The sequence below is a fragment of the Sorangium sp. So ce362 genome, from assembly GCF_051519845.1.
Taxonomy (GTDB): domain Bacteria; phylum Myxococcota_A; class Polyangia; order Polyangiales; family Polyangiaceae; genus Sorangium.
On the sequence record NZ_CP150332.1, the window covers coordinates 4,576,734 to 4,601,002 of the forward strand.

The window sequence follows — 24,269 nt, forward strand, 5'->3', positions numbered from 1 at the left end:
CAGGGAGCATCAGAGCATCGGGTGGTAGAGGACCGTCCCCTACATCGGGAGCGGGCGTTTCTCCGCGTTCCTCTTGCAGAACGCGAGGCGCCGCGGCTAGCCTGGGAAGCGTGCTTCTAACTTCGGGTGCTGAGGACCCGCGAGCGATGCTGAGGACCCGCGAGCGATGCTGAGGACCCGCGAGCGAGCCATGCGCATTCGAGGCGTCGCGCTGGCCACGGCCGCCCTGTGTGCGCTGTTGCCGTTGCCCGCGCACGCGCAGATGGAGCAGCCGGTCGTCGTTTCAGCGCCCGCCCTCGAGGAGCTGCCGGAGGTCGAGGGCACCGGTCTCTGCGCCGCGTCGGTCATCCCCGACAAGCCGCCGATTGAGACCTTCCTGCCAAATTTCATCGGAAAGACCAACGAACTTATCGACGGACGCAAGGAAGATCGCCTCGAGTACGTCATTCGAACGCTCCTGGATCTGAGCAACAACAATGACGCAGCCGGCGACAATAACGAGCCGCGGAGTTATGGCGACTTCAGGCGGACATCGCCGGATTGCGGGATCGGCGGCTGCAGCTTCCCGTGGGACGATCGCCTTGACCGTACGAGCATCGTCTTTGGCTCCCGTCTTCGCGGGTTCCTGGCCGTCACGGAGGAGCTCGCCGGCAAGCCGGTCCATTTCGGCCTGTACGCCGACGATGCCGTGAGCCTCGCGTTCTACGATGGCGTCACGAGCGAGAAGGTGGTCCTGCTCCGGCCGCCGGAGCTCGGCCTGCCGGTCTGGCGCCTCACGAACACCGTCACCTTCGGCAGGCCAGGCCTGTACCCGCTCGAGATCCTCTACGCGGAGATCGCCGAGCACGCGGCGCTCGAGATGTCCTATCTCGTCGGTGAGTTCGAGGACTTCCACCGCGCCGCGGAGACGCCGCCCGTCGAGAAGCTGAGCGAGAACGGCTTCTCCCTCTTCCGGCCGACGCAGTTCTTCCAGACGCTGGCCGGCTCCCCGTCGTTCCCCGATCTCGATCAGTGCCAGCAGTGCGAGCGCAGGTTCGTCGGCCAGCCCAACAACAACGGCTGCCCTGGGAGCTACTACTGCAACGAGGCCGCCCTCTGCGCCCCGTGCGACACGGCGCTCCACTGCGGCGAGTCGTGCTCGCGCTGCCTGAACGACACGCCGTTCTGCATCGATTTCAACGGGAGCCGCCAGTGCGCCGAGTGCCGCACCGCCGCCGACTGCCGCGAGGGCTTCGTCTGCGACCCCGAGACGCACGAGTGCAAGGAGGAGTACGAGTGCGAGGAGGACCCGGACTGCGCGCGCGGCGAGATCTGCGTCGAGCACACCTGCGTCCCGTGCGACACGGCCGACCAGTGCGCGGGCAACTCCTGCAACTGCTGCCCTAACGGGATCAACGGCACGCAGATGAACTGCGCCGCGGTCGAGCCGGGCGGCGTCGCGATGTGCGTCGAGTGCCTCGTCGACGCGGAGTGCCCCGACGGCAAGAAGTGCCACACCCCGACGGGCCACTGCGTCGACGAGATCCCGACGAACGCGCAGCCGAACTGCTGCGGCGAAGGGTGCGTCGACTGCATGCGCCCCGAGGATCCGAATGACCCGGAGACGCCCCCGGTGCCGTTCTGCCTCCCCGGGCCCGTCGGGACGGCGTGCGCCGCGTGCCGCAACGACATGGACTGCGCCGAGGGGCAGTACTGCCTGAGCGGCGAGTGCAAGACGTGCGTCAAGGACCGGCGCTGCGGGATGCGCTGCGAGAGCTGCGGCGGCGACACGCCGTTCTGCATGGGCGCTTTCCCCGAGACCGCCGCCTGCGTGCGCTGCACCTCGGACGAGCAGTGCGCCGGCACGACGTGCAACCCCGAGACCCACGAGTGCGACCCCGGGTGCATGGCGACCTGCGCCGAGGACACCCCCTACTGCGACGGCCAGGCGTGCGTCGAGTGCTACGCCGACACCCAGTGTCCCTGCGGCAACACCTGCGACCTCTCGACGAACACCTGCGACATCTCCTGCAAATCGAACCTGGACTGCCTCGGCAACGAGCACTGCCGCTGGACCGACGAGGCCGACGCCAAGGAGTGCGCGCTCGGCCCGATGCCGGACAACGTCGCGTGCGGCGGCACCCTCGCCGAGATCTGCAGCGTCTCGGTCGTCGGCGACAGGAACGCCGATCCGCGGCCGTTCGGGATCATCGCCCTGGCGATGCTCGCGTTGCTCGAACGCCAGCGCCGGCGGTACGGCCGAGGTGCCTCGTGAAAAAGCGTCCGCACCTCCTCGCGCTCTCCGCGGCCCTCGCGCTCGCCGCCACGGTCACCGAGCGCCCCGCGCTCGCCGAGGAGGGGCGCTTCGACGCCCAGGTCTTCCGACCGGCGGCCGCCCCGCGCGACCTCGTGATGGTCCAGAAGTCCGAGGTCATCGGCAACCTGTCCCCGACCATCGGCCTCTACAGCGACATCGCGGCCGACCCGCTCGTGCTCTTCCTCGCGGGCGACGACACGAACAAGGCCGTCAACGCCATCACCGGGCGCCTCGAGCTCGCCTTGCTCGCGGGCATCGGCTTCTTCGACGTGTTCGACGTCACGATGGCCATGCCGCTCATCCTCTTCCAGGAGGGCGGCAACATGCGCCGGTTCGGCACCGAGGGGTCGGTCAAGAGCACCACCGTCGGCGATCTCCGCCTCTCCACGAAGATCTCGCTCCCGTACCTGAACCGGAAGGAGCAGGTCAAGGAGGGGTTCGGGATGGCGATCTCGGGCAACCTCAACTTCCCCACGGGCGACCAGAACGCGTTCGCCAGCGACGGCGCGCTGAGCGGCGGCGCGACGCTCATCGCCGACTACAGGTTCAACTTCGGGCTGCTCCTCGCCGCGAACGCCGGCATCTGGCTGCGGCCCGACAACCAGTTCGCGGGCGTGCGCGTCGGCGACATGGCGCAGTTCGGCGTGGCGGCCGAGCAGTACGTGGTGCAGCGCTGGGGCCTGTCGGTCATCGGCGAGGTGTACGGCTACCCGTCGCTCTCGAGCTACCCCGACGACCCCGGGCAGATCCCCGCCGAGGCGCTCCTCGGCCTGCGCTGGCAGACAAAGCACGGCATCACGATCACCTTCGGCGGGAGCTTCGGCGCGGCGTGCGGCTTCGGCGCGCCCGCGATCCGCTTCTTCAACGTCATCACGTGGCAGCCGAAGACGTCCCAGGAGCAGGAGGAGATCAACCGCCTGCAGCAGCGCGACAACGACGATCCGGATCGCGACGGCCTCATCGGCGCGGCCGACCGCTGCCCCGACGTGCCGGGGAGCCCCGAGAACTTCGGCTGTCCGGACCTGGACACCGACGGCGACGGCATCTTCGATCGCGACGACCAGTGCCCCGACAAGCCCGCCGGCCCGCACGGCAAGAACGGCTGCCCGCTCGCCTTCATCAAGGGCGACGAGATCGTGATCACCGAGCAGGTCCACTTCGCGACCGACAGGGACATCATCCTCGAGGACTCGAACCCGACCCTCGAGGCGGTCGCGCAGGTGCTGGTCGACAACCCGGACATCCGCGAGGTGCGGATCGAGGGCCACACCGACGTGCGCGCGACCGACGTGTACAACATGGCCCTGTCGCAGCGCCGCGTGGCGAGCGTCATGGCGTACCTGATCGCGAAGGGCGTCGATCCTTCGCGGCTCCAGGCGGTCGGCTACGGGCACACGCAGCCGATCTACGACGACGCCGGCTGCGTCGGGCCCGACGACCAGCTGACGCCGGACTGCCAGTTCATGACGTCGAAGAACCGGCGCGTGGTCTTCCGCATCCTGCGCTACGGCAACGCGGGGCCGAAGCCGCTCACCGGCTCGCCCGAGGGGAGCGAGCAGATCTTGCCGTCGGGCGGGCTGCTGCCGCAGAAGACGCAGGGCACGCTGCCGACCCAGGGGACGCTGCCTGGCCAGGGGGTCCTCAAGTCGAACGTGCTGCCGAGCGGCGGCTCCGCGCTTCCGCCGGCAGGCGGGGTGCCCGGCGGCGCAGGGCCGCTGCCCAACCGCGGCGAGGCGGGGGGGCTCCCGAGCAAATCGGGCGTGCTGCCGCGATCCGGAAGCCCCGCGCCGCCGGCGCCCTCCTCGTCGAGCCAGCCGCCGGCGGCGCCGCCGAGAGGCACCGCGCCCGCTCCGGGGGCTCGCTAGCCAGGAGAGCGTCGACCCAGGGGGGCGAGCGCGCCAGATTGCCCGGCCCACGGGGACCGTGTTCCTCGCGCGGCGCGGGGGCTCCGCCGGACTCGCCTGAAACAACGCTCCTCCAGCTACGCCGGAGGAGCGTTGTCAATTGGGCTCGGACATCGGCCCTCCCCGCGCCGCGCGAGGAACACGGTCCCCGTGGGCCTACGGGTGTCGACGGGGCTGTTCTCCAGCTACCTTGTCTACACCGGCGAAGAACACTGCCTCTGTAAGGTCGCAGAGGTCGATGGGGCTGTTCGGATCGGAGCCCTGTCCACGCGAGACGCGCGGCCTACCACCCTCCGCGCGTCTCGCGGAGGACAGGGCAGATCGAGCGCCGAGCCGCAGCGGCCTTGCAGCGCCGTGTCGCGTTACTTCTTCGGCGCGGCCGGCAACGAGGGCTTGGCCGACGAGGGCGGGGTGGGCGATGAGGGCGGGGTGAGCGAGGAAGGCTTGGCCGACGAGGCCGCGGCGGCGGCCGGCGACGAGGGCTTCGCACCTGGCTTGGCCGGCTGTCCAGGCTTGCCCGGAGGAGCCGGGGCCGCAGGCGCAGGGGCGTCCTCGTACGGCTCGTCCGAGGGAGGCGCAGCCTGATCCGGGGGCGGCGCCTCCGGCTCGGCAGGCGCCGCCGGCTCGGCGGGCTTCGTCGCCGGATGGAACGTCAGCGGCTTCGCCTCGCCGTCCGTGCGCCGGACCCAGATCACCGCGGTCCCGCTCGCGACGCTGGCATAACGGCCGTCCTCGGTGCGGATCTCCTCGTTGACCGCCTCGATGACCGCATCGCCGCCGACGCCGCACGCGGCCTTGCGGAGCGACTCGAGGCGCTCCGCCTCCGTCCGGGCCTCAGGATCGCTCGCGATGGGCTGAAGGCGATGGTACTCGCGATCGGGCAGCTGACCTGCCGGCACCACGTGCATGTCGCTGCAGAACTCGCCGGAAGGCGTGCGTTTGTCCCGAAAGGGGGTGCTGCAACCGGCGATCAGCGCGGCACCCAGTGCCGCCGAGAGGAGGAGGCGCTGCATGATGCCTTCTTACCAGCGATGCGACGGGCGATGCAAACCCCGCGCATCACGACCCTTGCCGATCCGCAGGACCGCCGCCCCCTGGCAGCAAGCGCCCCCTGGCAGGTAGACCCCCGGCGCGTCGCCGCGTACACGCCCCATGTTCCGATCTCGTGAACGCCTGGCTATGCTCGCGGACGATGCGCCCGCCCGAAAGACGCTCTCCTCTCGCCCTTTTTCTCGGCGCGGCGCTCGCCGCCGCGTGCGGCGCGCCCCAGGTCGCTCCGGGCGCCGCTCCGGGCGAGGCCGCCCCCGCCGAGGCGAGCGCCCCGAGCGCCGCCGCATGCCTCGCGGTCGCCAACGCGAAGCGGCAAGCCCGCGCCGACGAGCCGTCGCGCATCGGCGTGAAGCACGTCCTCGTCCGCTACGCCGGCGCCGACCGCGCCGAGGGCGCGACGCGCACGCGCGAGGAGGCATGCCTGCGCGCGATGGAGGCGCGCGACAAGATCCGCGGCGGCGCCGACCTCGACGAGGTGGTGGCGGAGTACAGCGAGGAGGCGGGCGCTGCGTCGCGCGGCGGCTCGCTCGGCACCGTGGAGCGCGCCGATGTCCTGCCGCCCTTCGGCGACGCCGCGTTCGATCTCGACCTCCATCAGCTCAGCGACGTCGTGGAGACCCGCCATGGATTCCACGTGATCTTCAGGACCGAATAGCCCTCCTGCCGAGCGCTGGGCCCTGTCGAAACCCCTTTGCGCGCGCCTCGATATCGCGCCGCGACACGCTACCTCTGGCGCCTGCCGGCCGACGGGGTGAATCCCACGCCGGCCCGGGGCGCCTTCCAGATCCCGCACGTCGATCGGAGCGCCGCGCGCGCGGCCCAGCACCTCGCGCGCCTCGCGCGAGGGTTGCCTTCTCGGCGGAGGCGCAGCATGAAGCACCCATGCGCGCCCACAAGCTCGTCGTTGCCATCGCCGTGATGATCGCCTCGCCAGCGCTGCTGATCGCGGCATGCAAGTCGAGCGACGACCTCGAGGAGGTGGCCCCCGCGCCGACCGACGTCCCCGCGCCGACCGCGACGGCGTCGCTGCCAGCGGCGACCGGGACCGTGCCCGCCGCGACGCCGACCCCGATCGCGCCCCCGGCGACCGCGAAGGCCCCCCCGGCGCAGCCCGCCGCGCCGGGCGCCAAGACGGACGCGGGCGCGCCTCTGGAGGGCGGCGACGGCGGCGCGCCGAAGGACGCGGGCGCGAGCGCCACGCCCGACGCGGGGGCGCTCTCGGGCAAGCTCGCGGCGTGCGCCACAAAGTGCCAGTCGATCCTCCAGACCTGCCTCACGCCGCAGTTCCCCGCGGACGGCGGCCTGCCGAAGATCGCCGATCCGGCGGCGTGCCAGAAGTCGTTCGACGACTGCCGCACCGCCTGCGCGCCGTGAGCGCCCGCCCCGCGAGGCCGGCAGCGCGGCGCCCGGGCTACCTCTGGGCGCCGTCCGCCGCGCTCGGCAACGTCACCCGGAAGAGCGCGCCGCCCGCGTCGCCGGTCGCCACCGTGATGTCGCCGCTCATCGCCTCGACGAGGTGCTTCGCGATCGACAGGCCGAGCCCGCTGCCGCCCGAGGCGCGCGAGCGCCCCGGATCCACGCGGTAGAACCGCTCGAAGACGCGACCCTGGTGCACCGCGGCGATGCCCGGGCCGTCGTCCTCGACCTCCAGGATGACGCGCCCGTTCACGGACCTCGCGCGCACCTCCACGCGCGAGCCCTCCGGCGTGTGGTGGATCGCGTTGTCGACGAGGTTCGTCAGGACCTGATCCAGCGCGCGCGAATCCGCCGCGACGAGCGTGTCCGGCGCGACCTCGACGATCACCTCGCTCCGCTTCTCCAGGGCGCGCCCGCGCAGGAGCGCCACCGCCGCCTCGGCCTGCACCGCGAGATCGAGCGTGCCCGGCGACAGCGGCCGCTCGCGGCCCTCGATGCGCGACAGGTCGAGCAGATCGTTCACGAGCCGGTGCAGCCGGGCCGCGTTCCGCTCGATCACCTCCACGAAATCCCGCGCGGCCCCCGCGTCGTCCAGCGCGCCGCCGAGCAGCGTCTCGCTGCTCGCGCGGATCGACGCGACCGGCGTGCGCAGCTCGTGCGACGCGTTGGCGATGAAGTCGCGCTGCAGCCCCTCGATGCGCCGCAGCTCCGTCACGTCGAAGAAGACGGCGACGACCCCCGCCGCGCCGCGGCCCTGCGCCGGCAGCGCGAGCGGCGCCGCGTTCACGAGGAAGATCCGGCGCCCCGGCGGCCCCGCCGCGCCCGGCGCAGCGGGCGCGATCTGGATCTCGCGCGTCGCCGCCGCGCGCGCGAGCGAGACCTCCTCGATCAGCTCGTGCAGGCTCGCGGAGCGGAGCACCTCGATCGGCGGGCGCCCGACCGGGTCGCCGCGGATGCCGAGCAGCTGCGAGAGCGACGGGTTGACCAGCGTGATGTCGCCCCGCTCGTCCGTGACGAGCACGCCCTCGCGCATCGACTCGAGCACCGCGCCGAACCGCTCGCCCTCGCCCCCGAGCTCGCGCCGCGAGCGCTCCAGGCTCTCGGCGAGGTCGTCCAGTGCGCCGCCGAGCGCGGCGATCTCGTCGCGCCCCTGCACGCGCGCGCGCCGGCTCAGGTCGGCGCGCATCTCCCGCGCGATGCCCGTCAGGTAGACGAGCCGCCCGGAGAGCGCGCGCGCCCCGACGAGCGCCGCGCCCACGGCGAGCACGAGGGCGAGGATCGTGCCCTCCACGACGCGCGTGTGGGCGGCGGACAGGCTGCGATCGATCGCGATCGGCTCGAACGCGAGCCGCACGACCCACGGCCCGTCCGGCCGGTCGAGCCGCCGCGCCGCGTAGAGCATCCGCATCCGCGTCGTCTTGCTCACGCGCTCGCTGCGCCCTGCGCCGTGGTGCCGCGCGTCGGCGACCTCGTCGCGCGTCGCGTGGGCCTCGAGCTCGCCGAGCCGCTCCGGCGCGACCGACGAGTCGCCCCGCACCGCGCCGCTCGGATCGATGAACGTGACGCGCGCCCCCGCGCTCGCCGACAGCGCCTCCGCGAGCGCGGGCGCCTCGGCCGCGAGGTCGACCGCCCTCGCGGCGCTCTCGGTGACGAGCGCCGTCCGCGCGGCCAGATCGGCCTCCGTGTGCTCCCCGAGCTCCGCGCCGAGCGTCTTCACGACGTAGCCGTCGAACACCACCGCCGCGAGGACCGCGATCCCCACGGCGAACGCGATGAGCTTGCTCCGAATACCCATGTCACCCGCGTGCCGAGCGCCCGGCGCGCGCCACGTGCGCGACGGGGCGAATAGGATGATGTTACCTGGTTTTGTCTGCTTCGTGACGACTCGTTGACGTGATGCGCGGAGACGGGTAAACGCCCCGCTGCATGGGACTGACCCGTGATGCCGTCTTCTTTGACGCGCTGGCCAACCACGCGCAGCGGAGCGTCGCGGCGAGCGAGCTCCTCCTGGAGATGCTCGACCGGCCCGCCGACGCACCGGCGCTGGCGAAGCGCATCTCCGACCTCGAGGACGAAGGCGACAGGATCACCCACGGATGTCTGGCCGCCCTCCACCAGACCTGGATCACCCCGCTCGATCGCGAGGAGATCCACGCGCTCATCACGAGGCTCGACGACGTGCTCGACTGCATCGACGCGGCGAGCATGCGGCTCGTGCTCTTCGAGGTCGGCGACACGCTGCCGGAGGCGCGGCAGCTCGCGCAGGCGGTTGTCGACTCGTGCACGGTCACGAGCTCGGCGGTCCAGTCGCTCCGGGACCTGAAGCGGCAGCCGCACCTCCTCGAGCTCTGCGTCGAGATCAACAAGCTCGAGAACACGGCCGACGGGCACTATCGCACGGCGCTGGCGGCGCTCTTCAAGAAGGGGAACGACCCGCTCCTCGTGATGAAGTGGCGCGACATCTACGACCTCCTGGAGAGCGCGACCGACCGCTGTGAGGACGTCGCAAACATCATCGAGGGCATCGTGCTCGAGCACGCATGACGACCTATATCCTCGCCATCCTCGTGATCGCGCTGGTGTTTGATTACATCAACGGCTTTCACGACGCCGCCAACTCGATCGCGACGATCGTCTCGACGCGCGTCCTGTCGCCCCGCACCGCGGTGATCTGGGCGGCCAGCTTCAACTTCATCGCGTTCGCCCTGTTCGAGCCCACGGTCGCGCGCAACATCGCGAAGGGCGTCGAGCCGGCGTTCATCACCCCGAACGTCATCCTGGGCGGCCTGCTCGGCGCGATCATCTGGAACCTGCTCACGTGGTGGTGGGGGCTGCCGTCGTCGTCGTCGCACGCGCTCATGGGCGGCTTCGCGGGGGCCGCGGTGAAGAGCGCGGAGCGGCTGTCGGTGCTCGACGCGACGGTCTTCGGCAAGACGGCGGCGTTCATCCTTGTGTCGCCGCTGCTCGGCGCGATCATCGGCTTCGCGCTCATGCACGCCATCCGGGTGCTCGCGCGGGGCTGGACGCCCGGCAAGGTGGGGTCCCGCTTCCGCCGGCTGCAGCTGGTCTCCGCCGCCGCCTACTCGCTCGGGCATGGCGGCAACGACGCCCAGAAGACGATGGGCATCATCACGGCGCTCCTCATCTCCACCGGCATCCAGCAGGGCGGCGACGATCCGAAGCCGATGCTCTGGGTCGTGCTCGTCTGCCACGCCGCGATGGGCCTCGGCACGCTCTCCGGCGGCTGGCGCATCGTGAGGACGATGGGCATGAAGATCACGAAGCTGAAGCCGGTGGGCGGCTTCGCGGCCGAGACGGCCGGCGCGGCGACGCTGTTCAGCGCCACGGCGCTCGGCATCCCCGTGAGCACGACCCACACGATCACGGGCGCGATCGTCGGGGTCGGCGCCACGAGCGGGCGCCTCTCCACCGTCCGCTGGGGCGTCGCCGGCCGCATCGTCTGGGCCTGGATCTTCACGATCCCCGCCTCGGCCATCCTCTCCGCGACCGTCTACACCATCGCGCGCATGATCAGCGGCGAGCCCTGACCGCCCGGCCGAGCGCCACGCGCGCGCCTTCGCCGCGCGCGTGGCGGCCGGCGATGTGAGCACGACCCGCGGTCGCCTGAGCTGGCGCGGCTAAGCCGTGCCAGCTCAGGGTGGTGGGGTCATTGAACATGAAGGCGGGAAGGCGGGAAGAAAATCATCAATGATCTTCCCGCCTTCCCGCCTTCATGTGACATCTCTCTGGGCAAATGCCCCCACCACCCCGCTCAGCCGAGCGGCGCGGGCGCGCGGCTCGGGCGGTTGGCCCCGAGGCTGACGAAGTGGTCGAGGATCCAGGTCTTGAAGCGCTGCAGGTCGAGCCGGTCGAGCAGCGGCAGGAAGGCGCGCTCGACCCCGTCCTCGCGGCGGATGGAGGCGAAATCCAGCACGCCGACGTCGTTCGCGGCGAGCACGTACGGCATCACCTCGGTGCGCCCCTCATCGAACGCCGAGAGGAGCAGCGACGCCTTGAGGAAGGCGGCCGACACGTCGAGGAAGGCGGGGCGGATGCCGCGGATGTAGCGGCTGAACGGCTCGGCGATGACGCGCTTCTCCGAGGAGTCGCGGAGCCCCGCGCCCTCGAGCTGCTGCTTCAGGAACACGCTCGCCGACACGCCGGGGTGCTCCATGCGGCGGCGCTCGGCCTCGTAGCCCTCCGCGACGATCACGAGCGCGTAGTCGGCGCGCCCGAGGCTCTCGGCGAGCTCGCTCAGCACGTCCTGGGGGAAGCGGAAGAAGGGGAGCACGATGAGGTGCGCCCGGGCCGCCACCGCGCAGTGCAGCGCGTGCCGCCCGCTGCGGTTGCCCATCATCTCGAGGAGGTAGATGCGCTTGTGCGTGTACGCGTCCTCGTAGAGCCCGCGCGCGATGTTGGCGCCCGTCTCCACGCCGGACAGGAAGCCGATCGCGCGATCGCCCTCCAGGTCGTTGTCGATGGAGACGTTGACGAAGCCGGACTGCGGGCGGACCTCGAACTCGTCGAGCCACGCCTTGATGCCCTCGAACGTGCCGTTGCCGCCGACGCAGATGAGGTGCGTGAACCCCTGCTCCTTGAACGTCACGGCGGCCTGCTTGCGCCGCGCGCGATCGAGGAAGCCGCTGTAGCGCTCGCTCCGGAAATCGCTGCCGGCGTCGAGCACGCGGCGCCCCATCGAGCGCGCCGGGATGCCCTGCGCGAGCAGGGAGTAGCGCTGGCGGCGGCTCATGATGAGGCGCTCGAACTGGGGCTGCGTGCGCGCGTCCGCGGTCAGGGAGCGGAAGCCCTCGATCGCGGCCCACACCTCGAAGCCTCGTCGCGCCGCCTCCTCGGTCAGCGCGACAGCGACCGAGGAGTAGCCGGGGGCATTGCCGCCGTCGAAGACGAGCAGCAGGCGCTTGTCCGATGCCGGGAGGGTGTCGGGACGTCCGAACTCGACGATGCTGGTCATGGAGCCGGCCTTCTACCACGCGGCGCCAGCGTTGGCCGAGCGATTGTCACGCGTTCGATGCAGTCGCCCGACGACGCCCGGCGTTGAATGATCGTGCCGCGCCGCGTGGCGCTCGACGCGTCGCGCGGCGACGCGGCCTGGACGAGCGCGACGATCAGCCCGTGTTCCGCATGCCGGCGGCGATGCCGTTCAGCGTGAGCAGGAGCGAACGATCGCACCCGGAGTCCCCGCCGCGGCTCGCCCTCAGGAGCTCGACTTGCAGGAATGAAAGAGGATCGACGTATGGATTGCGCAGCGAGATGGACCGCTGGAGCGTCGGGTTCCCCTCGAGCAGCCGCCGGTTGCCCGTGAGCCGCTTGAGCCACGACCGCGTCCGCCGGTACTCCGCGATGATCCGCGGCGCGACCGCCTTCCGCGCCGCGGCCGGCGCGAGCTCGGCGTAGCCAGCGAAGATCGCCATGTCCGCCTTCGCGAGCACCATCTCCACGTTGTCGATGACGGCCCGGAAGAACGGCCACGACGCCATCATCTCCTTCAGCAGCTCCGCGCCCTCGGGGCGCTGGCCCATCGCCTCCAGGCCGCTGCCGACGCCGTACCACCCCGGGAGGATGGCGCGGTTCTGCGTCCACGCGAAGACCCACGGGATCGCGCGCAGCGACTCCAGGCCGCCCGCGCGCCGCTTGCTCGGGCGCGAGCCGAGCGGCAGGCGCGCGATCTCGTCGATCGGGCTCACCGCCGTGAAGAACTCCACGAACCTGGGCTCCTCCCAGACGAGCGCGCGGTAGACGCGCCGGCCCGACTCGGCGAGCTCGTCGAACGCGGCGGCGTAGCGCAGCTCGGACGCGGTGGGCGGCCGCGGCTGCGCGCCCAGCGTGTGCAGGAGGACGCCGCTCAGCATGAGCTCCAGCGTGCGCATCGCGAGCTCGGGGCGCGCGTACTTGTGGTCGAGCGCCTCGCCCTGCTCCGTCGCCTTGTAGCGGCCGCCGACGCTGCCGGCCGGCAGGGCGAGCAGCGCCTGGTGCGCCGGGCCGCCGCCGCGCGCCACCGACTCGCCGCGGCCGTGGAAGACGCGCAGCGGCAGCTCGGCCTCCGCGGCGATCTTCGGCAGCATCTCCTGCACGCGCCGGAGCGCCGCGCTCGCCGCGAGCAGGCCGACCTCCTTGCCGGAGTCGCTGTAGCCGATCATCACCTCCTGCACGCCGCGGGCGAGGACGTGCGGGCGATACGAAGGGTGCGCGAGCAGCGCGCGCAGGATCCGCGCGCTGTCGTTCAGCGCGCCGAGCGACTCGAACAGCGGGACGACGTCGATGCGCGCGCACGAGCGGGCCTCGTCCCACAGCCCGGCGGCCTTCGCGCACGCGAGCGCGGCGAGGATGTCGTGCTCGCTCTGGGTCATCGACAGGACGAGCGTGCGGCAGGCCGACTCGCCGCCGTCGCGCTGCGCGGCGGCGATGCGCTGGAGCGCCTCGAAGACGCGGCGCGCCTCCGGCCCCATCTGCGCCGGCTCGACGCGGCCCGCCGCGACGTCGGCCGCCGCGGCGCGCGCGTCCTCGGCGGGGGCGCGCATCTCGAGCTCCGCGAGCGCGAACCCGAGCGCGCGCACCTGCGAGAGCAGCGCCCGCGCGCGGCGCTCGCCGGAGTGCGCGCAGCGCGCGGCCTTCAGGCTGTCGGCGACGAGCGCGAGATCGCGCTCGAGCTCCGCGGGCTCGCTGTAGGGGACGGCGAGCGTCGGCTCCTCCGGGCGCACGAACGCGCGCCCCTCGCGCGCGGGGCCCTGGCCCGAGCGCGCGCGGGCCTCGGCGCGGCCGAGCTCGGCGTGCTCGAGCGTGGCGGTGAGGCGCGCCTCGATGAACCGCAGCTTGCGGCGCCACGGCTCGCCCTCGGTGCGTGGCCCGAAGTGCGCGGACACCTCGGGCATCGCGGCGGCGTCCTCCTCGATCGAGGCGAGCAGCCAGGCCGGCGGCGTGACGTGGCGGAGCGACTGCGAGAGCGCGCCGCCGAGCTCGCGCGTCGCCCGGATGAGCCGGCGCAGGCCGCGGACGCGGTAGGCGAACAGCGCGTCCTCGAGCACGGCGGGCACGACGAGCGGGTTGCCGTCCATGTCGGCGCCGACCCACGAGTGGATGCGGAGCGGCACGATCTCGGCGGCGAGCGGCTCGCCGTACGCGGCCTCGAACGCGCGCCCGATCGCGGCGGGGAGATCGGGGAGCAGATCCCAGAGGATCTCCTCGATGTACCAGGCGACGTTCTTCACCTCGTCGCCCACGGTGGGCCGGTCGCGGCGCACCTCGTCCGTCTGCCAGACCGCGGTGATCTCCTCGCGGATCTCGGCGAGCTTGCTCGCCGACTCGTCCGGCGTGAGCTGGCAGCGGTCGTGCTCCTCGAGGTTCTTCGCGATGCGGTAGAGCTTCTCGAGGACGGTGCGCCGCGCGGCCTCGGTCGGGTGCGCGGTGAGCGTGAGCGTCACGTCGAGCGTGCGGAGCGCGGCGCGCACGCGCTCCGCGGGGACGCCCGCGTCCTTGAGCGTGCGCATCGCGGCCTCGAGCGAGCCGCGCTGCGGGCGCGCGTCGGGGTCCCTCGCGTAGGCGCGCGCGCGGCGGATGCGGTGGTGCTGCTCCGCGAGGTTGACGAGCCGGAAGTAGACCGTGAAGGCGCGGATGACGGGCTCGATGCGATCGTGCGGCAGGCTCGCGAGCAGCTTCGTGAGCTCCGCGGACGCGTGCGCGCGCCCGTCGCTCGGGCCGCGGCGCCGGCGGATGGCGAGCGTGCGGATACGCTCTTCGAGTGCGAAGAGCTCTTCACCCTCCTGCTCGATCAGCACTTCACCGAGCAGGCGGCCAAGCAGGCGAACTTCTTTACGAAGAGGTCGATCGACCTCACGGCGACGCGGTGGCATGCGGCGAGCCTAGCGCGACGCGGCGTAAAACGGACCACCGAGTGTGGCCTGGGCGGACGACCAGGGCGCTTCCGGGGGCACGAGTGGTGGTGGGGGTGGGAATCTGTGGGTGGGGCGGCAGCGGGAGAGCCTGTGAGACGAGAGCCGGGGGCCCAGTTTTGCTGAGAGGAAAGATTTTATGTGATGGCAGAAGTCATCCAAATGATTGCTCTTTTTCTCTTGCATTCTCGCCCCGATGTCTCTCCGGCAGCGCGCTCGGAGCGGGTGCGCGCGGCGGGGCGAGAGCCGACGTTTGTGGGCGGGAGCCCCGGCTCTCGGAGGCGCTCCTGGTACGCGCCGGGTAGGTAGGGTAGGGGGAGGTGGGTGCCCCTGCGAAGCCCACGCTTCCGGGCCTTTCGAAGCCGCGTCGAGCTCGTGTCCGCTCCGGCGGATGGCCGATGACGTCTTCGGGATCGTCGGTACGACCCAGGGGGCGTTCAAGGTGGAGCGGGTCGTCGCCGAAGGAGGGTTCGGCGTCGAGCTGCCGGAGCAGCGCGGCGGCCGCCCCTCGCCGCACGGCGATCCGCCGGAGCGCAGCGGCCGTCTCCCGTCGCACAGCCTGCCCACCGAGCCGGTCGTGCCGCTCGCGCTCGACTGGTCTCCCCCGGCGCCCGCGCCCTTCGCGAGGCCGTCCCACGCGCCGTCCAGGATGCCGCCCCCGCTGATGGACCGCGCGCCCGCGCGCCACAGCCTGAGCACGGCGGAGCTCATGGCCATGTTCGCGTTGCCGGTGCGGCTCGCGGGCGCGGCCGTCGTCATCACGCTCCTCGATCTCGGGGCCGCGTCGCTGCTCGTCGACGGCCAGCGCATCGGCGTGGGCCCGCTCCGGCTCCTCCACCTCGCGGTGGGCCTCGTGGTCCTGGGGATCGGGATCGCCGTGGTCCGGCTGTTCGCGTCGGATCGGTAGCGCGCACCGTGGCCGCGCGATCCCAGGACCTCGGCGACGCGCGATGGGGCGGCGTGCGGACCTACGGCTCCCGGCGCACGCCCGTCGATCCGTAGCCGCCTGCGCCGCGCGCCGTCGGCGCGAGCGCGGAGACAAGGACCACGTCGGCGAGGGCGACCGGGCAGATCACGAGCTGGGCGATCCGATCGCCCCGGTTCACGGTGAACGGATCCGCGCCCAGGTTGATCAGGACGACCTTGATCTCCCCGCGGTAGTCCGGGTCGATGGTGCCGGGCGAGTTGAGCACGGTGATCCCGTGGTGGAGCGCGAGCCCGGAGCGCGGGCGCACCTGCCCCTCGTGGCCGTCGGGGAGGGCGACGGCGTAGCCCGTGGGCAGGAGCTTCCGCTCCCCCGGCGCGAGCGTCACCGGCGCGTCGACGGCGGCGCAGAGATCGAGCCCGACGGCTCCCTCGGACTTGTAGGCGGGCGGCGGGACCTCGACCGGTCCCACCCGGAGGAAAGATACCTGGATGCGCACGCGCCGGAGCCTAGTCCAGCGCGCCGGAGATCCCGTCAGGGATTTCGGATCACGGGCGCGGCAGCACCGTCTCGAGCGCCGAGCCGCGGAGCGCCTCGAACGCCGTGTCCGACCACGCCCGCGCCCGATCCGAGAAGCCGGCCGCGACCGCGCGGCGGAGCAGATCGAGCGCCGCCTCCTGGTTCCCGTCCTTGGCGCTCGCGCGCGCCGCGCCGTACGCGTCCTCGCTCTTGCCCGCGCGGCGGAAGATCGCCTCGTAGAGCCGCGCCGACCAGTCGAACGCGCCGTGCGCGAACGCGATCTCCGCCATCCGCCGCGCGTCTTCCTCCGAGAGCTGCTCCACGATGTCGAGCGCGACCGCCGCTGCCCGCGCCACCTCGCCCAGCTCCACGAGCACCCGGATCAGCGGTCCCGCGACCTCCTTCCGGTCGTCGCCGGCCTCCCGGGCCGCCTCGAGCGCCTTGCGCGCCTGCTTCAGCTCCCCGAGCGCGAGGTGCACCGCGCCGACCAGCGCCGGATCCGGCTCGCCGTGCTTGCGCGCCTGCGCGATCGCTTCCCCCGCGCGCTTGGCGTCGCCGAGGAGCAGGTGCGACCAGCCGATGAGCTCGTGCGCCTCCCGGAGCGCGTGCTTCGGCGGCGCCGGGGACTGCGCGAGCACCTCGTTCGCCAGCGCCATCGCCTCGCCCGTCTGCTCGCCCTCCACGGCCCGGCGCGCCCGCTGGAGCAGGGCCGCCGTCTCGGGCGGCACCGGCTCCTCGTGGAGCGCGGCGCGCCGGCGGTTCATCGCGGGCGACGAGGCCGCCGGCTCGCTGCGGAACCGCTGCAGGCTCTGGAACGCCGACATGACGAGGATCAACGAGAAGAAGAAGAACCCCATGCGCAGGAAGAGGATGGCGAGGAGGACGGCGGCGACGCCCGAGATGGCCGCCGTCAGCCGGCCGCGCCGCGGGCCGAGCGCGTGCTCGAGGACGTGGCCGCCGTCGAACGGGAGCACCGGGATCAGGTTGAGGATGCCCCAGACCACGTTGACCTGGATGAGCGTCTCCATCCCGTGCAGCACCATGACCGGGAGGGCCGAGAGCCCCGGCACGTAGAGGAGCACCACGTGCAGGATTCCGGCGACGAGGAATCCGGCGAAGGGGCCGGCCAGGCTGATCAGGATGTGCTGGAGCCGCCCGAGCGGCAGGAGCGACCGCCAGGTCGTGGTCCCGCCCATGAAGTGCAGCGTGATCTCCGGCTCGATCTTGTGCCGCTTGATGGCGAACGCGTGACCGAACTCGTGCATCAGGACCGACAGGAAGACCACGATGATCCACACGAGGAACTGCTGGTAATGTTCCCTGGCCACGATCCCGTACCCGAGCAGCGCGGCGGAGAGCCAGAACCCGAGCTGGACGTCGACCGAGACTCCAAACAGACGGAAGCTCATGCGCATCTAATAAGGCCTGGGAGCCCTCCGCTCAATGATTGCCGTGCGGACGCGCCCTGCCCTAGAGTGCGCCGCGCGACCTTTTCGCGCGGCTGCGTGCCCCTCCGGCGCCTCCGGCCGCCCGCTGGACGCGGCCGTGGGAGCGAGCATGGGCAGGGAGATCCGGGTCGGGAGGTGGGCGTTCGCCGGGGTGGCCGCGGCGGGGTTGGCGTGCGGCGCCGCGCCGCCGCCCGGGCCGTCTTCGCCGGGGGGGCCCGCCGGGGCGCCGCCGTCCGGGGCCGCGCCGGCCGCGGACCGCCTCCAGGAGGCCGCGGCGCCGCCCGCGCCGTCCGGGGTTGCTGTCGCGCCGCCGCCCGTCGCGCCGCCGGCGTTCACGGTTCCGCCCAACACGGCGGTCCTCCACATCGGCGACTCGTTCGCGCTGGCGGGCTTCGCCCAGGCGCTCCGTCCGCGGATGGAGGAGCACCGCGTGCGCTACGCGGTGAAGGCGGAGACCAGCTCGTACACGGTGACCTGGGCTTCCCGGATGGAGCTCCTGGTCGCGAACTACCAGCCGGACCTCGTGATCATCAGCCTCGGTGCGAACGAGGTCGAGAACGTCAACCCCCCGGCCCATGCCGGCGCGATCCGGCGGATCGTCAAGGCGATCGGCGGCCGCCCGTGCGTGTGGGTGTCCCCTCCGCTCTGGCGGAAGGACACCGGCATCATCGACGTGATCCGGACGAACTCGGCCCCGTGCCGCTTCTTCGACTCCGACGCGCTGGTCCCCGGCCCCCTCCCGCGCAAGAAGGACAAGATCCACCCGAACGAGGTGGGCGGCGCGCGCTGGGCCGACGCCTTCTGGTCCTGGCTCATGGCGGAGCACCTTCCGCCCGGCGAGGACGAGGGCGACCCGGCGGCGAGGCGCAGCCCCTGGTCGCTCCGGCTCCCTCCGCCGGAGGAGCACCGCTCCAGGGCGCAGCCGCCGGAGAGCGCGCTCCAGCAGGGCGGGACGGCGTCCGAGCGGCGATCCGAGCGGCAATCCGAGCCGCAAGCAGAGAGGTTCTGAATCTAAGAGGCCCGGGCGACCGATGCCGGACGCCCTACGGCGGCGACGACGTCGCGACCCCCACCCCCCGGTGGATCAACCCCGGGTCGTGTCCGAGGGCTCCCGCGATCGCGGCGCGCACGTCCCGCATGAGGCGGCTGCGGCCGCCCGCGCCGTACGGCGCCGGATCGATCGGCGGCATGATCGTGACCACCACCCGGTGGTGCTCCTGCACCACGAAATCCTTCGCCTTCAGCACGTGGCGCGTCCCGTCGATCGCGACCGGCAGGATCGGCGTGTTCGTCTCGATCGCCATCCGGAAGCCCCCGCTCTTGAACGGCAGGAGCGCGCCGGTCTTGCTCCGCGTGCCCTCCGGGGCGATCCAGACCCGGGTGCCGTCCTGCAGCATCGAGGCGCCGACCTGCAGGCTCGCGCTCGCCTGGACGTGATTGCCCCGGTGGATCCGGATGAACCCGGCCGCCTTCATCGCCTGGCCGAAGATCGGCACGCTGAACAGCTCCTTCTTGGCGATCATCCGCAGCCGCCCGGGGATCGCGCGGAACACCACCGGGATGTCGAAGAGGCTCTGGTGGTTCGACATCACAACGAACGGCCGCATGCCGGCGGCATGCTCACGCCCGCGCACCACGAGATCCACGTCGGCGTCCTCGAGGACCTTGCGCGCCCACCAGTCCAGCCGCTCATCGCAGCGCTCGAGCGTCACGCGCCCCATCACCGCGTCCACCACGGTCGGGACGCAGATCCGGGCCGTGTCGAGGATCCCCATGAACGTCGTCTGAAGGCTCATCGCTCTGTTTCCGCTGAAGGGTGAGGGGTCGCGTGGTGCGCTCGCCCCGCGGGCAGGCCCTGCCGCGCGCGGCGGACGAGCAGCCCTCGGGGGGCGCCGAGCTCATCCAGGAGTCGAACCCCTGGAGTATACCACTCAACCCGCAGCTGTGGTGCCGGTTACGGTCACGACCACACGGCGCGCGTGGGGAGAACTACGGTGCTCCCAGACATACAGGGCTTGCCATGTCCCGAGCGCGAGGCGGCCGCCGGAGATCGGGATCACCTCGCTCGATCGGGTGACGGCGCTCCGGAGGTGACCTGGCATGTCGTCGGGGCCCTCGTCGTCGTGCTCGTAGTCGCGGCCCTCCGGCGCGAGGCGCGACATCCAGCGCTCCAGATCGCGGAGGACGGCCGGATCGGCGTTCTCCTGGATGACGAGGCTCGCCGAGGTGTGCTGGAGGAACACGGCGCAGAGCCCGACGTCGACGCCGGCGCTGGCGACGACGCGCGCGACCTCGCGCGTGATGTCGACGAAACCACGGCCGCTCGTGCGGACCTCGAGCGTGCGCTGAACGATGGTGCTCACCGCGCCATCTTAGCCGCGTTCGGCGCCGGAGCACCGCACGACGTCGGCGATGAGCCCCCAGCTCGTCCACTGCTGGAACCAGGCGCCGACCCGCGCGCCGAGCATCACGCCCGCCGCCTCGTCCGCCGCCTCGCCCGCCGCCACCGCCTCGCACGCCGCGACGAGCGGCACACCCCGCCCGAGCGCCTCGAGGAGCGCGAACGCCGGGGGCTCGAGCTCCTCGTAGCGGATCGTGAGATCGGCGGCGCTGCGGAAGACGGCGAGGCGGACGGCGCGGGGCGCGGGCAGCGCCGGCGACCTGCCCTGCCGGAGATCGCTGCGGAGGACGTGCGCCGGGTAGCGGAGCTGCATCAGCGCGAGCAGCGGGTGGAGGACGATCCGGGCGGTGGACCAGCCCTCCTCCGGCATGCCCGTCACCTTCGCCGGATCGAGCGGCGGCGGCGAGGCGCCGTCGAACAGATCGACGAGCGCGTGCTCGTAGCGCGCCACCTCGCGCGCGAGCTCCGCCAGGGCGGGGGGGAACGCCTCGTGCGCGGCCGCGAAGCCGGCGACGTGGCGCCCGAGGTCGCGCAGGCTGAAGCTCGCGGGCGGGTGCGCCGCGAGGTACGCCCGGGAGAACGCGTCGAAGCCGTCCTCGCCGAGGACGTGCGCGAGCGCGGGGTAGTCCTCGCGGAGGGCGTCGCGGTGGCGCAGCCAGAACTGCCGCCGGTAGATGTCGGCCTGCTCGGCGGGCGTGAGCCGCTCGTTCCCGGCGACGAGCTCGCGGCACCTGCCGGCGAGCTCGGCGTCGCCGGGGAGCGGCGCGCCGGCGGTGAACATGCGGGTGAGCTCGCCCATCAGCGAGGCGAGCCCGGCCGGGGGCGCGGCGTCAGGCGGCGCGCGCACGCGCCACCTCCTCGCGGATCGCCCGCGCCTTCTCCGCCTCGGCCGCGAGGACCTCGAACGCCGGCAGATCGTCGTCCCACTCGATCAGCGTCGAGACGTCGCCCGTGTGGACGAGCGCGCGCCGGTACAGCGCCCACACGGCGTCGGCCACGTGATCGCTGTGGGTGTCGAGGATGTACTTGCCGTGGTGCGTGTGCCCGGCGAGGTGGACCTGCACGATCCGGTGGTGCGGCACGCCGTCGACGTAGGCGCCCGGGTCGAAGCCGTGGTTGTACGAGGAGACGTAGACGTTGTTGACGTCGAGCAGGATGCCGCAGTCGGCCTCCTCGACGACCGCCGAGAGGAACTCCCACTCGCTCATGCGGCTCGAGGTGAAGGTCAGGTAGCTCGACACGTTCTCGAGGGCGAGCCGGACCTCGAGGAAGTCCTGCACCACGCGCGCCCGCGCCGCGACGTGCCGCACGGCCTCGTCCGTGTACGGCAGGGGCAAGAGGTCGTGCAGGTTGAGCCCGTGCGCGCCGGTCCAGCAGAGGTGATCGCTCACCCAGGGGGAGCGCACCGTGCGGACGAGCGCCTTGAGCCGGCGCAGGTAGTCGAAATCGAGCGGATCGGTGCTGCCGATCGACAGCGAGACGCCGTGCTGGACGAGGCGGTAGCTCGCGAGGGCGCGCTCGAGGTTGGCGAGCGGCATGCCGCCGTCGACCATGAAGTTCTCGCTGATGATCTCGAACCAGTCGACCCGCGGCCGGTGCTCGAAGATGTGGCGGTAGTGCGGGATGCGCAGCCCGACGCCGACGCCGAGGTCGGGGAGCCCGAGCCGCATGCGTTCGAGGTTCGCCATGGATCACCACGTCGCGGCGTCGCCCGGCCCCGCGGGGCCGGGCTGTCGCGCGCCTCAGCGGATCAGTGGCCGCCGCAGTCGGCCGGCTTGCAGCCGCCCTTGCCCTTGCACTCGTTCTGGCCAGCGCAAGCGTGGGTATCGGACTTGCAGCCGCCCTTGCCCTTGCACTCGTTCTTGCCGGCACAGCACGCCTTGGCGCCGTCCTCGGGCGCCTCTGCAGCCGCCGGCTCGGCCGGGGGGGCCCCGGTCTCGGCGGTGGGCGGCGGCGACGAGCCGCAGCCCGCGAGGCCCGCCACCATGCCCGACACCGCCGTGAACGCCAACGACCTGCCCATATCCATCGCCATCTGAACCTCCACCTTCGTCATTCGTCGAGTGCACCGAGCCCAGCGCGCGCCCCGCCCGCATGGCGCGCCCGCGCGTCTGGGCTCATCGGGCCTCGCCGGTCTCCGCGACCGCGCCGAGCCCTCGCCACGCGTCACTACGCCCGCCCGGTTCCGCGGTTTCACCTCGGACGCGTTGATTCTTCATCCAACTCCCCGTAAGTGAGCGGCGTTGACCTCCACGCCCACGCGAGTCCCCCCTGCGCGCACGGCGTCCTGCGGCGTGTCCTCAGCGGCCCGGACGCACCGTCACCGTGCAGTGTTTCACGGACGACGTACCTCTCTTCGGACTGCAGGCGCAAGACAAAGTGTCCATGGCGGCGCGGCGCTCCCGGTGCTCGCGGCGCTCTCGCTGGGGGCAGCGGGCTGCGGGGGTGCTGCGCGCGAGGGGGCCGGCGCGGCGGGCGGCGCGGCCGCCGGGCGCGAGCTGCCGATCGCGGCGGTGGCCGCGGAGCTCGAGGGGATGAGCGGGGCGCTCCTCGAAGGGCGCGAGGCCACGTTCCAGGACATCCTGGCCGACACGATCGCGAAGGACGCGTACCTGTGCCTGCCGGCTCCGCGCGACGTCTTCGGCGGGGAGGTGCCGGAGGGCGAGCGGCGGATCGCCGGGATGATGCCGCATTACGGCCTCTTCTTCGGCCCGATGAGCTACCTCGTGCGGCGGCGCGGCGGCGCGTGGGAGGTCGAGGTCCGCATCGCGGTCGAGCCGCCGGCGGGCGCGGGCTGGCTCGAGCTGCCCGACTGCGGGCTCTCCGGTGCGCTCGGGGGCGCCATGGCGTGCCGCGGGACGCCGTACGCGCGCGCCGCGTCGACGGACGCCTGCCCGGGCTCCGGCGAGTTCACGGCCAGGGCGACGCCGGCCGCGATCCGCGCGCTGCTCGCGCGCTGGTCGAGCGAGGTCGAGGGGTACTGGAACCGCGACGCGCGCGCCTTCGGGCTGCCGGTGCGCTATGATTTCGACTTCGTGCTCGCGGACGACGCGCGCGGGAGGGCGCTGCGGGTCGACCTCGCGGTGCCGCTCTCGCCGACCTGCGGGCGGACGCCCTACTTCAGCGCGATGCGGGCCGGCTGGTCGCTGCCGGTGCTCGCCCACGAGGTGGGTCACGTGCTCGGGCTGCTCGACGAGTACGAGGCGCTCTCCGGGATCGTCCGCTGCTACCCGAAGACGCCGTTCCCGGGCGCCGAGATCAGCCGGATGGGGCTCTCGATGCGGGAGCAGACGCGGCTCCTGCCGCTCCACCATTACCTCGTGCTCCGCCGCTTCTTCTGCCGCGAGCCCGCGTCCATGGACCCCTATGCCGGCGCGATCCGCTGAGCGCCCCGCGCGGCCTCGCGCCGGCCGCCGCGACGCGAGAGCGGCTGCGGCGGCGGCGCTCGTCTCTACGGCGCTCGCGTGCGCGGCGCTCGTCGGCTGCCGCTCGGAGCGGGAGCCCGGAGCGGAGGACGCGGGGGCCGGCGCCGTGGATGCAGGGGCCGGCGCGACGGACGCGGGGGCCGGCCCCGTGGAGGTGGCGCCGCCGCTCGTGGGGGCGCCGCCCGGGCCGAGGGCGCCGGCGCCGCCCGCGGAGCCGCGCTGCCCGCCGGAGATGGTGCGGGTCGCGCGCCGGTTCTGCGTGGATCGCTATGAAGCGGTGCTGCTCGACAGGGAGACGGGGCTCGAGATCTCGGCGTTCTACCCGCCGTCGCGGCAGGCGGCCTCGTCGGTCGAGCGTGCCTGGTCGAAGATGCGGCTTCAGCTCGGCGACGCGGAGGCGCGGCGCATGGAGCTGCCGCTCCTTCCCGGATGGCAGAAGCGGCGCGATTTCGAGCCGCGCGCCGTGTCGCGCCGGGGGGTGCTCCCGCAGGGCTACACGAGCGGCGCGCAGGCCGAGCTCGCGTGCCGGAACGCGGGCAAGCGGCTCTGCGCCCTCGAGGAGTGGCGGACGGCGTGCCGCGGCGAGCGCGACGAGCGGTTCCCGTACGGGCCGACCTACGCGGACGGGCGGTGCAACGTGTTCCGCGAGGCCCACCCGGCCGCCGTGCTCCACCGCGACGTGACCCTCGGGCACAGCGATCCGCGGCTCAACCTTGTGCGCGTCGGCGGCGCGCCGCTCCTGCGGCGGACGGGCGAGACCGCGACGTGCGCGAGCGCGTGGGAGGGCGACGCGATCGCCGACATGGTGGGGAACCTGGACGAGTGGATCGACGATCCGGAGGGGACGTTCGTCGGCGGGTTCTATGCGCGCGCGACAAGGGAAGGGTGCATGTCGCGCGTCGTGTCGCACGATGTCACGCACTTCGACTACTCGACCGGCGTGCGGTGCTGCGCGGATCTGCGCGCGGCGCCGTGAGG

Annotated in this window: 21 protein-coding genes; 10 read left to right on the plus strand and 11 right to left on the minus strand. The window is 72.7% G+C overall.

Annotated elements, in window-relative coordinates:
• Positions 1-262 precede the first annotated feature (262 nt).
• Together traA and WMF17_RS17730 are read left to right on the plus strand one after the other, a co-directional pair.
• Entirely contained in the window at positions 263-2,254 is a 1,992-nt protein-coding gene (gene traA / locus WMF17_RS17725) for an outer membrane exchange protein TraA family protein (RefSeq protein WP_437651357.1), read from the plus strand.
• A complete protein-coding gene (locus WMF17_RS17730) occupies positions 2,251-4,161 on the plus strand; it encodes an OmpA family protein (RefSeq protein ID WP_437603262.1) in 1,911 nt (636 codons plus the stop codon). The genes traA and WMF17_RS17730 overlap by 4 nt, the downstream gene beginning before the upstream one ends.
• 401 nt (positions 4,162-4,562) lie before the next feature.
• On the opposite strand, the gene WMF17_RS17735 is transcribed toward WMF17_RS17730, so the two are convergent.
• Positions 4,563-5,213 carry a hypothetical protein gene (locus tag WMF17_RS17735; protein WP_437650547.1) on the minus strand — a complete coding sequence of 217 codons (651 nt, stop codon included), beginning with the start codon at positions 5,211-5,213 and terminating at the stop codon, positions 4,563-4,565.
• Positions 5,214-5,392: 179 nt separating this feature from the next.
• Here WMF17_RS17735 and WMF17_RS17740 point away from each other — a divergent pair, with 179 nt between their 5' ends.
• Both WMF17_RS17740 and WMF17_RS17745 read left to right on the plus strand, forming a co-directional pair.
• Positions 5,393-5,905 carry a peptidylprolyl isomerase gene (locus WMF17_RS17740; protein WP_437650548.1) on the plus strand — a complete coding sequence of 171 codons (513 nt, stop codon included), beginning with the start codon at positions 5,393-5,395 and terminating at the stop codon, positions 5,903-5,905.
• Positions 5,906-6,132: 227 nt separating this feature from the next.
• A complete protein-coding gene (locus WMF17_RS17745; RefSeq protein WP_437650549.1) occupies positions 6,133-6,624 on the plus strand; it encodes a hypothetical protein in 492 nt (163 codons plus the stop codon).
• Between the two features lie 37 nt (positions 6,625-6,661).
• Here WMF17_RS17745 and WMF17_RS17750 read toward each other — a convergent pair whose 3' ends face one another.
• Positions 6,662-8,461, minus strand: a complete 1,800-nt coding sequence (locus tag WMF17_RS17750; RefSeq protein ID WP_437650550.1) for an ATP-binding protein — start codon at positions 8,459-8,461, stop codon at positions 6,662-6,664.
• A gap of 131 nt (positions 8,462-8,592) precedes the next feature.
• Here WMF17_RS17750 and WMF17_RS17755 point away from each other — a divergent pair, with 131 nt between their 5' ends.
• Positions 8,593-9,210, plus strand: a complete 618-nt coding sequence (locus WMF17_RS17755) for a DUF47 domain-containing protein (protein ID WP_437650551.1) — start codon at positions 8,593-8,595, stop codon at positions 9,208-9,210.
• Entirely contained in the window at positions 9,207-10,214 is a 1,008-nt protein-coding gene (locus WMF17_RS17760; protein WP_437603268.1) for an anion permease, read from the plus strand. The genes WMF17_RS17755 and WMF17_RS17760 overlap by 4 nt, the downstream gene beginning before the upstream one ends.
• A gap of 224 nt (positions 10,215-10,438) precedes the next feature.
• Here WMF17_RS17760 and WMF17_RS17765 read toward each other — a convergent pair whose 3' ends face one another.
• The gene (locus WMF17_RS17765) at positions 10,439-11,638 is read right to left on the minus strand and encodes a 6-phosphofructokinase (RefSeq protein ID WP_437603269.1); all 1,200 of its coding nucleotides are present in this window, start codon (positions 11,636-11,638) and stop codon (positions 10,439-10,441) included.
• 154 nt (positions 11,639-11,792) lie between these two features.
• Entirely contained in the window at positions 11,793-14,534 is a 2,742-nt protein-coding gene (locus WMF17_RS17770) for a phosphoenolpyruvate carboxylase (protein ID WP_437603270.1), read from the minus strand.
• 430 nt (positions 14,535-14,964) lie between these two features.
• Between WMF17_RS17770 and WMF17_RS17775 the strand changes: the two genes are divergently transcribed.
• The gene (locus WMF17_RS17775; RefSeq protein WP_437651504.1) at positions 14,965-15,480 is read left to right on the plus strand and encodes a hypothetical protein; all 516 of its coding nucleotides are present in this window, start codon (positions 14,965-14,967) and stop codon (positions 15,478-15,480) included.
• A 61-nt stretch (positions 15,481-15,541) separates the two neighbouring features.
• On the opposite strand, the gene dut is transcribed toward WMF17_RS17775, so the two are convergent.
• Together dut and WMF17_RS17785 are read right to left on the minus strand one after the other, a co-directional pair.
• Positions 15,542-15,997, minus strand: coding sequence for a dUTP diphosphatase (gene dut / locus WMF17_RS17780; protein ID WP_437603271.1), 456 nt, complete (start codon positions 15,995-15,997; stop codon positions 15,542-15,544).
• A 49-nt stretch (positions 15,998-16,046) separates the two neighbouring features.
• A complete protein-coding gene (locus tag WMF17_RS17785; protein ID WP_437603272.1) occupies positions 16,047-17,426 on the minus strand; it encodes a site-2 protease family protein in 1,380 nt (459 codons plus the stop codon).
• Between the two features lie 148 nt (positions 17,427-17,574).
• On the opposite strand from WMF17_RS17785, the gene WMF17_RS17790 reads away from it, so the two are divergent.
• Positions 17,575-18,474, plus strand: a complete 900-nt coding sequence (locus tag WMF17_RS17790) for an SGNH/GDSL hydrolase family protein (RefSeq protein ID WP_437650552.1) — start codon at positions 17,575-17,577, stop codon at positions 18,472-18,474.
• Positions 18,475-18,508: 34 nt separating this feature from the next.
• Here WMF17_RS17790 and WMF17_RS17795 read toward each other — a convergent pair whose 3' ends face one another.
• The 5 genes from WMF17_RS17795 to WMF17_RS17815 all read right to left on the minus strand — a co-directional run bounded on the left by WMF17_RS17795 (position 18,509) and on the right by WMF17_RS17815 (position 21,922).
• Positions 18,509-19,261: a lysophospholipid acyltransferase family protein gene (locus tag WMF17_RS17795; RefSeq protein WP_437650553.1), complete on the minus strand. Its 753-nt coding sequence runs from the start codon at positions 19,259-19,261 to the stop codon at positions 18,509-18,511.
• Positions 19,262-19,396: 135 nt separating this feature from the next.
• On the minus strand, positions 19,397-19,828 hold the full coding sequence (locus WMF17_RS17800; RefSeq protein WP_437603275.1) for a secondary thiamine-phosphate synthase enzyme YjbQ: 432 nt from the start codon (positions 19,826-19,828) through the stop codon (positions 19,397-19,399).
• A gap of 9 nt (positions 19,829-19,837) precedes the next feature.
• Positions 19,838-20,713 carry an HvfC/BufC family peptide modification chaperone gene (locus WMF17_RS17805; protein ID WP_437650554.1) on the minus strand — a complete coding sequence of 292 codons (876 nt, stop codon included), beginning with the start codon at positions 20,711-20,713 and terminating at the stop codon, positions 19,838-19,840.
• Positions 20,697-21,554, minus strand: coding sequence for an MNIO family bufferin maturase (bufB, locus tag WMF17_RS17810; protein WP_437603277.1), 858 nt, complete (start codon positions 21,552-21,554; stop codon positions 20,697-20,699). The genes WMF17_RS17805 and bufB overlap by 17 nt, the downstream gene beginning before the upstream one ends.
• A gap of 62 nt (positions 21,555-21,616) precedes the next feature.
• On the minus strand, positions 21,617-21,922 hold the full coding sequence (locus WMF17_RS17815) for a hypothetical protein (protein ID WP_437650555.1): 306 nt from the start codon (positions 21,920-21,922) through the stop codon (positions 21,617-21,619).
• A 349-nt stretch (positions 21,923-22,271) separates the two neighbouring features.
• On the opposite strand from WMF17_RS17815, the gene WMF17_RS17820 reads away from it, so the two are divergent.
• Together WMF17_RS17820 and WMF17_RS17825 are read left to right on the plus strand one after the other, a co-directional pair.
• Entirely contained in the window at positions 22,272-23,252 is a 981-nt protein-coding gene (locus WMF17_RS17820) for a hypothetical protein (protein ID WP_437650556.1), read from the plus strand.
• Positions 23,233-24,267 (plus strand): hypothetical protein, encoded by a 1,035-nt coding sequence (locus tag WMF17_RS17825; RefSeq protein ID WP_437603280.1) that lies wholly within the window; start codon positions 23,233-23,235, stop codon positions 24,265-24,267. The genes WMF17_RS17820 and WMF17_RS17825 overlap by 20 nt, the downstream gene beginning before the upstream one ends.
• The last annotated feature ends 2 nt before the right edge of the window (positions 24,268-24,269 follow it).